This window comes from Geodermatophilus sp. SYSU D01119 (genome assembly GCF_054049975.1).
Map to the genome: position 1 here is coordinate 25,528 of NZ_JBJGYL010000011.1, position 13,165 is coordinate 38,692.

A 13,165-nucleotide genomic window follows, 5' to 3' on the forward strand; every position below is an offset into this window, starting at 1 on the left:
CAGCCTCCCATCCGGGCGCCGCCCCCGCCGTCCCGGGCTCAGCCGCGGGCCTCCAGGACCGACGAGTAGACCTGCACCGTCTGCTGGGCGATCGCCGGCCAGCCGAACTCCGACAGCACCCGCTCCCGGCCGGCGGCGCCCATGGCCGCGGCGCGGGCCGGGTCGGCCAGCAGCTCGGCGATCCGCGCGGCGAGCCCCGCCTCGAAGGCGGCGGCGTCGTCGGGGTCGTAGGGCACCAGCAGCCCGGTGACGCCGTCGGCCACGACCTCGGGGATGCCACCGACGGCGCTGGCCACCACTGCGGTGCCGCAGGCGGCGGCCTCGAGGTTGACGATGCCGAGCGGCTCGTAGACCGAGGGGACGACGAACACCGTCGCGCCGGTGATCAGCGGCACGAGCTGCTCGCGGGGCACCATCGCCTCGATCCAGACGACGCCCGGCCGGCGCGCCTGCAGCTCGGCCACCGCGTCGGCGACCTGCTGCCGCTCGGCCGGGGTGTCGGGGGCGCCGGCGCACAGCACCAGCCCGGCCTCGGGCGGCAGCTGCTCGGCGGCCCGCAGCAGGTGGACGACGCCCTTCTGCCGGGTGATCCGCCCGACGAACAGCGCGTAGGGCCGGTCGGGGTCCACGCCGAGGGAGCGGACGACGTCGGGCGCGGGGGTGGGCCGGTAGGCCTCGGCGTCGACGCCGTTGCCGACGACGTGCACCCGCGCGGGGTCGAGGTCGGGGTAGGCGTCGAGGACGTCGGCGCGCATGCCGTGGCTGACCGCGACGACGGCGTCCGCGGCGAGGTAGGCGGAGCGCTCCACCCACGAGGACACCCGGTAGCCGCCGCCGAGCTGGTCGGCCTTCCACGGCCGGCGCGGCTCGAGGGAGTGCGCGGTGACCACGTGGGGGATGCCGTGCACCAGCCCGGCGAGCAGGCCCGCGCCGTTGGCGTACCAGGTGTGGCTGTGCACCAGGTCGACGCCGGCCAGCCCGGCCGCGATCTCGACGTCGGTGCCCAGCGCCTGGAGCGCGCCGTTGGCCTGCGCCAGGCCCGGGGGCACCGGCCAGGCGACCGCGTCCGGCCGCGGGGCGCCGAAGCAGTGCACGTCGACGTCGGGCCCCGCGGGCAGCGCGCGCAGCGCCGCCACGAGGTGCTCGACGTGCACCCCGGCACCGCCGTAGACGTCTGGTGGCCACTCCCGGGTCACGATGCCGATCCGCACGGCGGTCACCCTAGGGGGCGGGAAGGGCGCGGGCGGGGCGACGCCGATCCCGGCCAGCGGCTAGGTTCCCTGCATGCGTGGCGGTCCTCGGGTTCTCGGCATCGTCCTGGCCGGCGGTGAGGGCAAGCGGCTGGCGCCCCTGACGCAGGACCGGGCCAAGCCGGCGGTGCCCTTCGGTGGCAACTACCGGCTCATCGACTTCGTGCTCTCGAACCTGGTGAACGCCGAGATCCGGCAGATCGCGGTGCTCACCCAGTACAAGAGCCACAGCCTCGACCGGCACATCACCACCACGTGGCGGATGTCGAACCTGCTGGGCAACTTCATCACCCCGGTGCCGGCGCAGCAGCGGCTCGGCCCGCGCTGGTACACCGGCAGCGCCGACGCGATCTTCCAGAGCCTCAACCTGATCTACGACGAGCGGCCCGAGATCGTCGTCGTCTTCGGCGCCGACCACGTCTACCGGATGGACCCGGGCCAGATGGTCGACCAGCACCTGCAGACCGGCGCCGGTGTGACCATCGCCGGGCTGCGCGTGCCGCGGCAGGAGGCCACCGGCTTCGGCGTCATCGACGCCGACGCCGACGGGAAGGTCCGCGGCTTCCTCGAGAAGCCCGCCGACCCGCCGGGCCTGCCGGACTCCCCGGAGGAGTCCTTCGCCTCCATGGGCAACTACGTCTTCACCACCGACGCGCTGCTCGAGGCGCTGCGCACCGACGCCGAGGACCCCGACTCGGTGCACGACATGGGCGGCTCGATCATGCCGATGATGGCCGCCACCGGTGACGCCTACGTCTACGACTTCTCGACCAACATCGTCCCGGGCAGCACCGAGCGCGACCACGGCTACTGGCGCGACGTCGGGACGATCGACGCGTACTTCGACGCGCACATGGACCTGGTGTCGGTGACGCCGGTGTTCAACCTCTACAACGACCGCTGGCCGATCTACACGCTGCCGCCGCAGCTGCCGCCGGCGAAGTTCGTGCTCGGCGGGCGGGCCGAGGAGTCGATGGTCAGCGCCGGCGCGATCATCGGCGGCGGCTCGGTGCACAACTCCGTCGTCTCGCCCGGGGTGCGGGTCGACCGCGGCGCCCGGGTCGAGGACAGCGTGCTCATGGACGGCGTGCAGATCGGCGAGGGCGCGTACGTGCGCCGCGCGATCCTCGACAAGAACGTCGTCGTCCCGCCGTGGGCGCGCATCGGCGTCGACGTCGACGCCGACCGCGCGCGCTACCACGTCAGCGCCGGCGGCGTGACCGTCCTCGGGAAGGGCGCCCGCGCGCTGCCGTGACCGAGCCGCTCGTCGTCACGCTGCTGCTCGAGGAGGAGGCGCAGGCGCGGTTCGACCGGCTGCGCGCCGAGCACTTCCCGCGCGAGCGCAACCACCTCGCCGCGCACGTGACGCTGTTCCACGCGCTGCCGGGGGAGGAGCGGCCCGCCGTCGAGGCGGCGCTGGCCCGCGCGGCCGGCCGCCCGCCGTTCGACGTCGCCGTCACCGGGCTGCAGCTGCTCGGCCGCGGGGTGGCCTACCGGCTGGCGTCACCCGAGCTGGCCGCGCTGCACGCGGGCCTCGCCGCGGAGTTCGGGCCGTGGCTGACCCCGCAGGACCGGCAGCGGCTCTCCCCGCACGTGACGGTGCAGAACAAGGTGGAGCCGGCGGTGGCCCGCGAGCTGCGCGACCGGCTGGCCGCGTCCTTCGTGCCGTACGACGTGCCCGCGCGGGGGCTGGGGCTGTGGCGCTACCTGGGCGGCCCGTGGGAGCCGCTCGGGGAGCACCCCTTCGCCGGCTAGGCGCGGCGGGCGGCCACGAGCAGGCCGGCGCCGATGGGCAGCACGGCCGAGGTCAGCGCCTCGTCCTCGCGGACGGTGCGCGCCAGCTCCCGCCAGGCGACGGTCTGCGGGTCGCGGGCGGCGCGGTCGCCGATCCGGTCGCCGTCGAGCAGGCCGTGGCAGGCGAGCGTGCCGCCGGGGCGCACCAGCCCGACGACGGCCTCGAGGTGCGCGGCGTACTCGGTGGGCGGGCCGGCGCACACGACGAGGTCGTACGCGCCGGGGGACAGCCGCGGCAGCACCTCGGCGGGCGTGCCGAAGATCATCCGGGTGCGTCCGGGCGGCACCCCGGCGTCGGCCAGCGCCCGCCGGGCGGCGCGCAGCTGCTCGGGGTCGGTGTCGAGCACGGTCAGGACGCCGTCGGGGCGCATGCCGCGCAGCAACCACAGGCCGGCGACGCCGCCACCGCTGCCGATCGAGACGACCGCGCGGGCGTTGCCCCCGGCGGCCAGCACGGCGAGCGTCGCGCCGACGGCCGGCTCCACCGGCGGCGGGCCGCCGAGCGCGGTGGCGCGGGCCCGGGCGGCGGCGAGGGCGGGGTCCTCGGTGGCGTACCGGTCGGCCCACGCGGCGCCGCCGGTGCCGCCCCGCGAGGGCGGTCCCGAGGCGATCGTCACCGGGCGAGGGTAGAGGCCGGGCCGCGACCGGCCCGGGACCCGAGCCTGTGAGGAACCTGTCAGAGGAACGCACCTGGGAACACCAGGGGAGCGGCCGGCCGTTAGACCGGGCGTGACACCCCAGCGTGCCGCCGTCCCTCCCCCTTCTCCGGGGGAGGTCGGCAGCGTGCGCGTCCGCGATACTGGGAGCGTGTCCGAGGCCAGCGTCCCCCCTCCCGCAGACCAGCAGCCGGCCGCGTCCGGCGCCGGTGAGGTGTGGGTCGCCCCGACGTGGGAGCAGGTCGTCCGCGACCACTCCGCCCGCGTCTACCGGCTGGCCTACCGCCTCTCGGGTAACGCGCAGGACGCCGAGGACCTGACCCAGGAGACCTTCGTCCGGGTGTTCCGCTCGCTCGCGGACTTCTCGCCGGGCACCTTCGAGGGCTGGCTGCACCGCATCACCACGAACCTGTTCCTCGACATGGTCCGCCGCCGCCAGCGGATCCGGTTCGACGCGCTCCCCGAGGACACCGAGCGGCTGCCGGGCACCGCCCCCAGCCCCGAACAGGTCTACGCCGACACCCACCTCGACCCGCAGGTGCAGGCCGCGCTCGACGCGCTGTCGCCGGAGTTCCGCGTGGCCGTCGTCCTCTGCGACATCGAAGGCCTCACCTACGAGGAGATCGCGGCGACGCTGGGCATCAAGCTCGGCACCGTCCGCAGCCGCATCCACCGCGGCCGCGTGCAGCTGCGTCAGGCGCTCGCCCACCTGGCCCCGCGCGGGGCCGCGACGGCACCGGGGGCCGGCGCATGAGCATGAGCCTGCCCGAGAGCCACCTGGCGCAGGAGGCGATCGCCGCGCTGGTCGACGGCGAGCTGGCCAGCGGGCCGGCCACCCGCGCCGCCCGGCACCTGGCCGGCTGCCTCGAGTGCCGGATGCTCGTGCAGGCCCAGCGCGAGGCCAAGGAGGCGCTGCACGCCGCCTCCGACGTCGCCGTCCCCGGCGACCTGCTCTCCCGGCTGTGCGCCATCCCGTTCACCGCCGACGTCCCCGGCGCGGGCGGCCTCGGCGCCCTGAGCGCCGGCCCCGGCCAGCTCACCGTCTCCGGCTCCTCCGGCCGGTTCACCGTCTCCCTCGACGACCCGCCGATGCGCCCCGCGCCGGCGCACCACGCGCGCTGGCTGCGCCGCGGGGTGGCCGGCACGCTCGCCGGGCTCGGCCTCGGCGTCGCCGTGCTCACCGTCAACCTGCCCGACGGCGGCCCGGTGCGGTCCGACCCGCCCGCCTCGGTGGCCGGCGGCTCGCAGCCCGAGGAGCGCACCGAGGTGGTGCCCCCGGTCGTGCGCACGCTCACCCGCTCCACGGCCGGTGAGGCGACGGCGCCCGCCGCCACGCCCTGACCCTCCGAGCCGAGTCCCAGGTCCGGAGAGGACGCTGTACCCGTGACGCCCCCCGACGCCCGGCAGGCCGGGTCCAGCGACGGCGACCGCACCGTCGAGGCCGTCCTCCCGCCGCCGCCCGCCGCCTCCCGGGCCGACTCGGCCGACGAGGCGCCCGCACTCCCGGCCGACGGCGAGGCGTTCGCCCGCCCGGCCGGCGCGCAGGGCCCGTTCGACCCGCCGGAGCGCCGCCGCCCGGCGGTGACCCCGCCCCCGCCGGCCAGCCCGGCGCAGCAGGCCGCCTTCGGCCGACCGGCCGCCGTCGCGGGCAGCTTCGCCGGCGACCGGCCCACCCCGCCCCCGCGGCCGGTGCCCCCGCCGCCGCCGGAGGCCGTGCTGCGCGCCTTCCGCGCGCCGGCCGGACAGGGCGGGCTGCAGGAGCCGCCCGGCGGGCGCCCCGGCCGCCGCCGCACCTCGGCCGGGCCGTGGTGGAAGTCCGACGCCCGCAGCGACCCCTGGCGCGACCCGCACGCCCCGGCCGGCCTCACCGGCCCGGCGGTGTTCGAGGAGGAGTCCGAGCAGGAGGGCCCGGTCGTCGTCGACCGGAAGGGCCGCAAGAAGCTGCGGCTGCGCGACCTGACGGTCCGGGTGGCCGCGCTGCTCGTGCTCGCCGTCCTGCTGGCCGGCGCGATCGGCGGCGGGGTGGGCTACCTGCTCACCCGCGAGGCCGCCGAGACGCCGCTGCTCGCGCCCGGCACCACGCTCACCCCGACCGACGAGGGCATCACCCGCGAGCCCGGTTCGGTGTCCGACATCGCCGCCGACGTCACGCCCGCCGTCGTGTCCATCGAGGTGCGCATCGGCGAGGCCGGCGCCACCGGCTCCGGCGTGGTCATCGACGGCGAGAACGGCTACATCGTCACCAACAACCACGTCATCTCCGGCGCCGACGGTGTCGAGGGCGCGGAGATCCGCGCGGTCTTCAGCGACGGCAGCGGCTCCGCGGCGCGGATCGTCGGCCGCGACCCGGCCAGCGACATCGCCGTCGTCAAGGTGGAGAGGCCCGGGCTGGTCACCGCCTCGCTCGGCAGCTCCGACGCGGTCGTCGTCGGTGACCCGGTGGTGGCCATCGGCTCCCCGCTGGGCCTCGCCGGCACGGTCACCAGCGGCATCGTCTCCGCCCTCGACCGGCCGGTGCGGCTGGCGGGGGAGGGCAGCGACACCAACGCGGTGATCAGCGCCGTGCAGACCGACGCCCCGATCAACCCCGGCAACTCCGGCGGCGCGCTCGTCGACGCCACCGGCGCGGTGATCGGCATCAACACCGCGATCGCCTCGCTCGGCGGCGGCAGCGTCGGCCTCGGCTTCGCCATTCCGATCGACACCGCCAGCGACATCGCCGAGCAGCTGATCTCCACCGGCTCGGCCGTGCACGCCGCGCTCGGGGTGAACACGCGGTCGGTCACCGACGGCACCCGCGACGGCGCCCTCGTCCTCAACGTCGAGCCGGGCAGCGCCGCGGCCGACGCCGGGATCCGCGAGCAGGACGTGATCATCGCCGTCGACGACCAGCCGGTCGGCAGCTCCGAGGAGCTCGTCGTCGCGATCGACTCGCACGAGCCCGGCGACGTCGTGACCGTCGAGCTCGTCCGCGACGACTCCTCGACCACCGTGCAGGCGACGCTCGACCAGGCCTGAGACCGCGGCTGGCTACCCTGGGACCGGAAGACCGCAGGAGCGACGGGAGCGCCGGTGTTCGACTCGATCGGCTGGGGCGAGATCGTCGTCCTGGCGCTCGCGGCGCTCTTCATCTTCGGTCCCGAACGGCTGCCCACCCTCGCCCGTGACGCCGCCGCCGGCCTGAAGAGGGCCCGCACCGCGCTCACGGGGGTCCGCGCCCAGGTCGACGAGTCCCTGGGCGAGGACCTCGCCGGCCTGCGCGACCTCGACCTGCGCAAGTACCACCCGAAGACCTTCATCCGGGCGCAGCTGTTCGAGGACGACGCCGACGACCACCTGGCCCCGCCGGTGCGGCGGGGGAGTGCCGGCGTGCCCGGCCAGGTGGCCGGCGCGGCGGGTGCGACCGCGGCGAGCCTGGTGAAGCCGGCCGTGGTCGAGCGGGACCGCAGCGTCCCGCCGCCCTTCGACGTCGACGCGACGTAGTCAGCGGGGTCGCCCGTGGAGGCCGACGTCTGGTTCGACCCGAGCTGCCCCTACACCTGGGTGACCGCCTGCTGGCTGGCGGAGGTCGAGCGGGTCCGCGACGTGCGCCTGCGCTGGCACGTCATGAGCCTGGCGGTGCTCAACGAGGGCCGCGACGACGACCCGGAGGGCGATCCGGAGGGCTGGCTCTGGCAGCCGGTGCGGCTCTTCGCCGTCGTCGCCGACCGCCACGGCCAGGAGGCGCTGGTCCGGCTCCACCGCGCGTGGGGCGAGGCGGTGCACACGCGCGGTGCGTGGCCGGACGTCGGCGACCTGCTCGAGCGGGCCGGGCTGCCGCCGCACCTGGCGGAGGTCATGGCCACCGACGCGCACGACGACCTCGTCCGTGCCTCGCACGCGGAGGGCATCGGGCTGGTCGGCACGCACGTCGGGACGCCGGTCCTCGCCGTCCGGGAGCCGGGACGGCCCCGCGCGGCGGTGTTCGGGCCGGTGCTGTCGCGGGTGCCGCGCGGGGAGGAGGCCGGGCGGCTGTGGGACGGCGTCGTGCTCGTCGGCGGCACCGCCGGTTTCCACGAGCTCAAGGGCCCGCCGCACGAGCCGCCCCTGACCTGAGCCCGCAGACGCCGGAGGCCCGGCCCCCTGGTGGGGACCGGGCCTCCGGTGCGGGTCAGCGCGTCAGCGGCGGACGGGGGTGAGCCCCAGCGACCGGCCCGACAGCCCGCGCGAGCGGACGGCGAGCGACTCGGCGATCGCGCCGAGCGCCTTGGCGGCGGGCGCCTCCGGCTCGGCCAGCACGATCGGGGCACCGGCGTCGCCGGCCTCGCGCAGCCGGGTGTCCAGCGGCACCTGGCCGAGCAGCGGCACCCGGGCGCCGAGCGTGCGGGTCAGCGCGTCGGACACCGTCTGGCCGCCGCCGGAGCCGAAGACCTCCATGCGGGAGCCGTCGGGCAGCTCCATCCACGACATGTTCTCGATGACCCCGACCACCTGCTGGTGGGTCTGGGTGGCGATCGCACCGGCGCGCTCGGCCACCTCGGCGGCGGCGAGCTGCGGCGTGGTCACCACGAGGATCTCCGCGTTCGGCAGCAGCTGGGCGATGGAGATCGCCACGTCGCCGGTGCCCGGCGGGAGGTCGAGGAGCAGGACGTCGAGGTCGCCCCACCAGACGTCGGCGAGGAACTGCTGCAGCGCGCGGTGCAGCATCGGGCCACGCCACACGACCGGGGTGTTGCCCGGGGTGAACATGCCGATCGAGATGACCTTCACGCCGTAGGACTGCGGCGGCATGATCATGTTGTCGACCTGCGTCGGCTTGTCGTCGACGCCGAGCATGCGCGGCACCGAGTGGCCGTAGATGTCGGCGTCCACGACGCCGACCGACAGGCCCTTCTTGGCCAGCGCGGCGGCCAGGTTCACCGTGACGCTGGACTTGCCGACGCCGCCCTTGCCGGACGCGACCGCGTAGACGCGGGTCAGCGAGTTCGGCTGGGCGAAGGGGATGACCGGCTCGGCGGTGTCGGTGCCGCGCACGGTCTTGCGCAGCTCGGCGCGCTGCTCGTCGCTCATCACGTCGAGGCCCACCTGCACCGAGGTCACGCCGGGGACGGCGGACACCGCGGTGGTGACCCGGTTGGTGATCGTCTCGCGCATCGGGCAGCCGGCCACGGTGAGGTAGACCTCGACGCGTACGGCGCCCGGGTCGCCGCCGACGCCGATCTGCACGTCCTTGACCATGCCGAGGTCGGTCAGCGGACGGTTGATCTCCGGGTCCTGGACGGTGGCCAGAGCGGCATTGACGGCGTCGAGCGCCGGCGAGCCGGTCAGCGTGTCGGACATGGGTGCGTGTGTCTCCTTCGACGGGGGGACCCGTTCGCGGTCTGCCGTACGCGGCGGCGACCGGCACTGCAGGTCACAGTCACTGTACGGCGATCGGCACCGGGTGCCGCCCGGCGCGGGGGTGATGTGCTGCGCACTCGCGGCGCGCGGCCCTGCCCTGGTCAACGCCGTGCCGGGCGGGTCCCTTCCCCGTCCGGGGCGGGTCACTAGCCTCCGGTCCTGTGTCCGGAACCGCCCGCGCAGCCGTCCTCCGCGACGCGGTCGGGCTCGGCGTCGCCGTCGGGCTCTACGGCGTGGCCTTCGGGGCGGCCGCCGACGCGGCCGGGCTCGACCCCTGGCAGGCGCTGGTCATGTCGCTGCTGATGTTCACCGGCGCCTCGCAGTTCGCCCTCGTCGGCGTGCTCGGCGCGGGCGGCAGCGGCGCCGCGGCGATCGGCAGCGCGCTGCTGCTCGGCACCCGCAACACCGTCTACGGCGTGCGCCTGGCCCCGCTGCTCGCCCCGCGCGGTCCGCTGCGCCGGCTCGGCACCGCGCACTGGGTGATCGACGAGACGACGGCGCTGGCGGTGGCCGCGCCCGACCGCGGGCTGGCGCGGCTGGCGTTCCTCGCAGGCGGGGCGTCGATCTACGTCGTCTGGAACGCGACGACGCTGGTCGGCGCGCTCGGCGCCGCGGCGCTGGGGGAGACCGCGCAGGCCGCGCTCGACGCCGTCGTGCCGGCCGCCTTCCTCGCGCTGCTGTGGCCGCGGCTGCGCGCCGGCGCCGAGGAGCCGGCCGTCGCGCGGCGGGTGGCGCTGGGCGGCGCGGCGGTCGCGCTGGCGCTCACCCCGTTCGTGCCGGCGGGCGTGCAGGTGGTGACCGCCGTCGTCGCGGTGGCCCTCGCCGGCCGGCCCCGGCGGGAGGCGGCGGCGTGAGCGGCGGGGCGCTGTGGACGGTCGTCGTCGTCGGGTCGCTCGGCTGCTACCTGCTCAAGCTGGCCGGGCTGTCGGTGCCGGCGGCCTGGGTGGAGCGGCCCTGGGTCACGCGGATGGTCACCTTCGTGCCGGCCGCGCTGCTGGCGGCGCTGGTCGCCGTACAGGCGCTGACCTCCGGGCGGGAGCTGGTGGTCGACGGGCGCCTGGCCGGGCTGGCGGTCGCCGCGGTGGCACTGGCGCTGCGCGCGCCGTTCGTGGTTGTCCTGGTGCTCGCCGGGGCCACCGGCGCGCTGGTCCACGTCCTCACCACGTGACCCCGCTGCGGGCCGCGCTGCTGGGGCTGCTGGCCGGGGTCGCCGCGAAGGCGGCCGACGAGTCGGGGGTGGCCTGGGCCGCCGCGCTGGGCAGTCAGCCCGCGGCGTGGGTGCTGGCCGTCGCCGCGCTCGGCCGCTGGGCGCCGTCGGCGCGGGCCGCGGCGGCCCGCGCTGCCGTCTTCTTCGCCGCCATGACCGTCGCCTACTACACCTGGGCCGCGGCCGTGCTCGGGCTCGCCTGGACGCCGGGGCTGCTCGCCGCCTGGCTGGTCCTGTCGGCCACCGCGGTGCCCGCGACCGCCGCGGCCGCCTGGCTGGGGACCCGCGCCGACGGGCCCGTGCCCGGGGCGCTGGTAGCCGGGATCGCGGGGATCGCCCTCGCCGGCGGGGACGCACCCGCGCTGTGGCCGGGTGGGGCGGACCCGCGTCCGGTGCAGGTCGCCGTCGACGTCGCCACCGCCGTGCTGCTCACCGCGGCGCTGCCGCGGTGCCCCGGTACCCGGGCGTGGGCGCTCGCGCTGGTCGTCCCGGCGACGGCGGCGGCCGCCGCCGGGCTGCACGTGTTGCGCGCGGTGCTGGGTTGAGCCGTCGGCCGTCCCGCCCCCGGTGCCGGCTCAGAACAGCCGGTCCTCCCGCTGCTCGAGGTCGAGCAGGAACCGCTTGCGGGCCAGCCCGCCGCCGAAGCCGACCAGGCCGCCGTCGGCGCCGACCACCCGGTGGCAGGGCACCACGATCGCCAGCGGGTTGCGCCCGCAGGCGAGCCCGACCGCCTGCGCGCCGCCGGGCTGGCCGACGGCGCGCGCCACCGCGCCGTAGGTGGTGGTCCGCCCGTAGGGGATGCGGGTGAGCTCGTCCCAGACGGCCAGCTCGAAGCCGCTGCCGAGGGGCCGCAGCGGCAGGTCGAACGCCTCCCGCTCGCCCGCGAGGTACTCGCCGAGCTGGCCGGTCACCGCGGCGAGGGCGGCGTCGTCCCGCCCGCCCAGGTCGGCCTCCGGCCCGGGCGGGGAGAGGTGCAGCCGGACGAGGACCCCGTCGTCGGCGACGACGGTCAGCGGCCCGACCGGTGAGGGCAGCACCGCGTGCGCGCGCATGCCGGCAGTCTGCCGCGGGGGTACGACGGCCCGGGCGCTCAGCCGACCGACTCGCGCCGCTCCCGCTCGGCCCGCTCGGCCTGCTTGCGGCGCTTCTTCTCCTTGCGCTCCGCCTCGTCGGACTCGTCGGGGAGCAGCCGCGACAGCTCCCCGCGGATGAAGTCGCGGGTGGCCACCTCGCCGATCGCGACGCGCAGCGCGGCCAGCTCCCGGGCCACGTACTCGGTGTCGGCGCGGGTCTGTGCGGCGCGGGCGCGGTCCTCCTCGGCCTGCACGCGGTCGCGGTCGGCCTGCCGGTTCTGCGCCAGCAGGATCAGCGGCGCGGCGTAGGCGGCCTGGGTGGAGAAGGCCAGGTTGAGCAGGATGAAGGGGTAGGGGTCCCACCGCAGGTTCACGGCGGCCACGTTCAGGGTGATCCAGAGGACCACGATGATCGTCTGGACGGCGAGGAAGCGGCCGGTGCCGAGGAACCGGGCGATGCCCTCGGCGAACCGGCCGACGGCGTCGGGGTCCAGCCGCAGGTAGCCGCTGAGCCCACGCGCGGAGCCGCGGGGGACGTCGAGCCGGCGGCCGTCAGCCACGGCGGGCCCGCTCGCGCCAGTCCTCGGGCAGCAGGTGGTCCAGGACGTCGTCGACGCTCACCGCGCCCACGAGCCGGCCGCGGTCGTCGACCACGGGGGCGGCGACCAGGTTGTAGGTGGCGAAGTAGCGGGTCACCTCGGCCAGCGGCGCCTCCGGCCGCAGCGGCTCGAGGTCGTCGAGCACGCCGCTGACCAGGGTCGACGGCGGCTCGCGCAGCAGCCGCTGGATGTGCGCCAGCCCGAGGTAGCGCCCCGTGGGGGTGGCCGACGGCGGCCGGCACACGTACACCTGGCTGGCCAGCGACGGCGTCAGCTCCGGCTCGCGCACCCGCGCCAGCGCCTCGGCGATCGTGGCGTCGGGCGCCAGGATCACCGGCTCGCTGGTCATGATCCCGCCGGCGGTGTCCTCGGAGTACTGCAGCAGCTGGCGGACCGGCTCGGCCTCGTCGGGCTCCATCAGCTCCAGCAGCCGGTTGCGGTCGACGTTGGACAGCTCCGACAGCAGGTCGGCGGCGTCGTCGGGGTCCATCTCCTCGAGGACGTCGGCGGCGCGGGTCTCGGCGAGCGAGGCGAGGATGCCCATCTGGGCGCCCTCGGGCAGCTCGCCGAGGACGTCGGCCAGCCGCTGGTCGTCGAGCGCCTCGGCCACCTCGTGCCGCCGCTTCTCGGGCAGGTCCTGCAGGGCGTGCGCGAGGTCGGCGGCGTTGAGCTCGCGGTAGGTGGCGATGAGCGTCTCCGCGCCCTGCCCGCTCTCCGGGAGCGCGAGCCCCGCGACCTCCGCCCAGGCCAGCTGGTGCAGCTGCCCGCGCCGGCCGAGCCGGCCCGGCTCCTGGACGGCGAGCCGGGTCACCTGCCACTCGCCGGTGCGGGTCTGCTCGACCGCGGCGTCGACGACGGTGGCGCGGCGCTGCGACTCGCGGATGGTGACGGTGCGGTCGAGCAGCTCGCCGAGCACCAGCGTCTCGCCGCGCCGCTGCTCGAAGCGCTTGAGGTTCAGCGTGCCCGACGCCAGCACGACCGCGCCGGGGTCGATGCTGGTCACCCGGCCCATCGGCACGAAGATCCGCCGGCGGGCGACGACCTCGACGACCAGGCCCAGCGCGCGGGGGCAGGCGGTGCCCACGCGCAGGGCCACGACGACGTCGCGCAGCCGCCCCACGCGGTCGCCGTTGGGGTCGAAGACGGGGAGTCCGGCGAGCCGGGAGACGTACGCCCTGGTCACCGTGGTCACGGCTGCCGAGGCTAC

At 76.6% G+C, this 13,165-nt stretch carries 16 protein-coding genes; 10 read left to right on the forward strand and 6 right to left on the reverse strand.

Annotation, left to right across the window (positions count from 1 at the left end):
• Nucleotides 1–38: 38 nt before the first annotated feature.
• Nucleotides 39–1,211 (reverse strand): glycogen synthase, encoded by a 1,173-nt coding sequence (gene glgA / locus ACI79X_RS10725; protein WP_457025380.1) that lies wholly within the window; start codon nt 1,209–1,211, stop codon nt 39–41.
• A 73-nt stretch (nt 1,212–1,284) separates the two neighbouring features.
• On the opposite strand from glgA, the gene glgC reads away from it, so the two are divergent.
• Complete coding sequence (gene glgC, locus ACI79X_RS10730; RefSeq protein ID WP_457025381.1) at nt 1,285–2,505, forward strand: glucose-1-phosphate adenylyltransferase; 1,221 nt, start codon at nt 1,285–1,287, stop codon at nt 2,503–2,505.
• On the forward strand, nt 2,502–3,005 hold the full coding sequence (locus tag ACI79X_RS10735) for a 2'-5' RNA ligase family protein (protein ID WP_457025382.1): 504 nt from the start codon (nt 2,502–2,504) through the stop codon (nt 3,003–3,005). Before glgC ends, ACI79X_RS10735 begins: the two co-directional genes overlap by 4 nt.
• On the opposite strand, the gene ACI79X_RS10740 is transcribed toward ACI79X_RS10735, so the two are convergent.
• A complete protein-coding gene (locus tag ACI79X_RS10740) occupies nt 3,002–3,661 on the reverse strand; it encodes an O-methyltransferase (protein WP_457025383.1) in 660 nt (219 codons plus the stop codon). The genes ACI79X_RS10735 and ACI79X_RS10740 overlap by 4 nt on opposite strands.
• 190 nt (nt 3,662–3,851) lie before the next feature.
• Here ACI79X_RS10740 and sigE point away from each other — a divergent pair, with 190 nt between their 5' ends.
• Genes sigE through ACI79X_RS10765 form a run of 5 tightly spaced genes read left to right on the forward strand, consistent with a single transcriptional unit; the run spans nt 3,852 to nt 7,795 of the window.
• Complete coding sequence (gene sigE / locus ACI79X_RS10745) at nt 3,852–4,454, forward strand: RNA polymerase sigma factor SigE (RefSeq protein ID WP_457025384.1); 603 nt, start codon at nt 3,852–3,854, stop codon at nt 4,452–4,454.
• A 2-nt stretch (nt 4,455–4,456) separates the two neighbouring features.
• Complete coding sequence (locus tag ACI79X_RS10750) at nt 4,457–5,041, forward strand: anti-sigma factor family protein (protein WP_457025385.1); 585 nt, start codon at nt 4,457–4,459, stop codon at nt 5,039–5,041.
• Nucleotides 5,042–5,083: 42 nt separating this feature from the next.
• A complete protein-coding gene (locus ACI79X_RS10755; RefSeq protein WP_457025386.1) occupies nt 5,084–6,718 on the forward strand; it encodes a S1C family serine protease in 1,635 nt (544 codons plus the stop codon).
• Between the two features lie 54 nt (nt 6,719–6,772).
• Entirely contained in the window at nt 6,773–7,183 is a 411-nt protein-coding gene (locus ACI79X_RS10760; RefSeq protein WP_457025387.1) for a twin-arginine translocase TatA/TatE family subunit, read from the forward strand.
• Nucleotides 7,184–7,198: 15 nt separating this feature from the next.
• The gene (locus ACI79X_RS10765; protein ID WP_457025388.1) at nt 7,199–7,795 is read left to right on the forward strand and encodes a mycothiol-dependent nitroreductase Rv2466c family protein; all 597 of its coding nucleotides are present in this window, start codon (nt 7,199–7,201) and stop codon (nt 7,793–7,795) included.
• A gap of 63 nt (nt 7,796–7,858) precedes the next feature.
• Here the strand turns inward: ACI79X_RS10765 and ACI79X_RS10770 are convergent, their stop codons facing one another.
• Entirely contained in the window at nt 7,859–9,019 is a 1,161-nt protein-coding gene (locus tag ACI79X_RS10770; RefSeq protein ID WP_457025389.1) for an Mrp/NBP35 family ATP-binding protein, read from the reverse strand.
• Between the two features lie 221 nt (nt 9,020–9,240).
• Here ACI79X_RS10770 and ACI79X_RS10775 point away from each other — a divergent pair, with 221 nt between their 5' ends.
• From ACI79X_RS10775 to ACI79X_RS10785, 3 genes are read left to right on the forward strand one after another with little or no spacing between them, the layout of a single operon-like run.
• The gene (locus ACI79X_RS10775; RefSeq protein ID WP_457025390.1) at nt 9,241–9,933 is read left to right on the forward strand and encodes an AzlC family ABC transporter permease; all 693 of its coding nucleotides are present in this window, start codon (nt 9,241–9,243) and stop codon (nt 9,931–9,933) included.
• On the forward strand, nt 9,930–10,247 hold the full coding sequence (locus tag ACI79X_RS10780; protein WP_457025391.1) for an AzlD domain-containing protein: 318 nt from the start codon (nt 9,930–9,932) through the stop codon (nt 10,245–10,247). The genes ACI79X_RS10775 and ACI79X_RS10780 overlap by 4 nt, the downstream gene beginning before the upstream one ends.
• Complete coding sequence (locus ACI79X_RS10785) at nt 10,244–10,831, forward strand: hypothetical protein (protein WP_457025392.1); 588 nt, start codon at nt 10,244–10,246, stop codon at nt 10,829–10,831. The genes ACI79X_RS10780 and ACI79X_RS10785 overlap by 4 nt, the downstream gene beginning before the upstream one ends.
• A 30-nt stretch (nt 10,832–10,861) precedes the next feature.
• On the opposite strand, the gene ACI79X_RS10790 is transcribed toward ACI79X_RS10785, so the two are convergent.
• The 3 genes from ACI79X_RS10790 to ACI79X_RS10800 are packed head-to-tail and all read right to left on the reverse strand — an operon-like array spanning nt 10,862 to nt 13,150.
• Complete coding sequence (locus ACI79X_RS10790; RefSeq protein ID WP_457025393.1) at nt 10,862–11,338, reverse strand: methylated-DNA--[protein]-cysteine S-methyltransferase; 477 nt, start codon at nt 11,336–11,338, stop codon at nt 10,862–10,864.
• Nucleotides 11,339–11,376: 38 nt separating this feature from the next.
• Nucleotides 11,377–11,919: a DUF1003 domain-containing protein gene (locus tag ACI79X_RS10795; RefSeq protein WP_457025394.1), complete on the reverse strand. Its 543-nt coding sequence runs from the start codon at nt 11,917–11,919 to the stop codon at nt 11,377–11,379.
• Nucleotides 11,912–13,150 carry a magnesium transporter MgtE N-terminal domain-containing protein gene (locus ACI79X_RS10800; protein ID WP_457025395.1) on the reverse strand — a complete coding sequence of 413 codons (1,239 nt, stop codon included), beginning with the start codon at nt 13,148–13,150 and terminating at the stop codon, nt 11,912–11,914. The genes ACI79X_RS10795 and ACI79X_RS10800 overlap by 8 nt, the downstream gene beginning before the upstream one ends.
• Between the last annotated feature and the right edge of the window lie 15 nt (nt 13,151–13,165).

Bases quoted from the DNA above. Each gene is read 5' to 3' on its own strand.
- ACI79X_RS10750 (WP_457025385.1), top strand. From the start codon at position 4,457: ATGAGCCTGCCCGAGAGCCACCTGGCGCAGGAGGCGATCGCCGCGCTG.
- ACI79X_RS10790 (WP_457025393.1), bottom strand. From the start codon at position 11,338: ATGCGCGCGCACGCGGTGCTGCCCTCACCGGTCGGGCCGCTGACCGTC.
- glgC (WP_457025381.1), top strand. From the start codon at position 1,285: ATGCGTGGCGGTCCTCGGGTTCTCGGCATCGTCCTGGCCGGCGGTGAG.
- ACI79X_RS10770 (WP_457025389.1), bottom strand. From the start codon at position 9,019: ATGTCCGACACGCTGACCGGCTCGCCGGCGCTCGACGCCGTCAATGCC.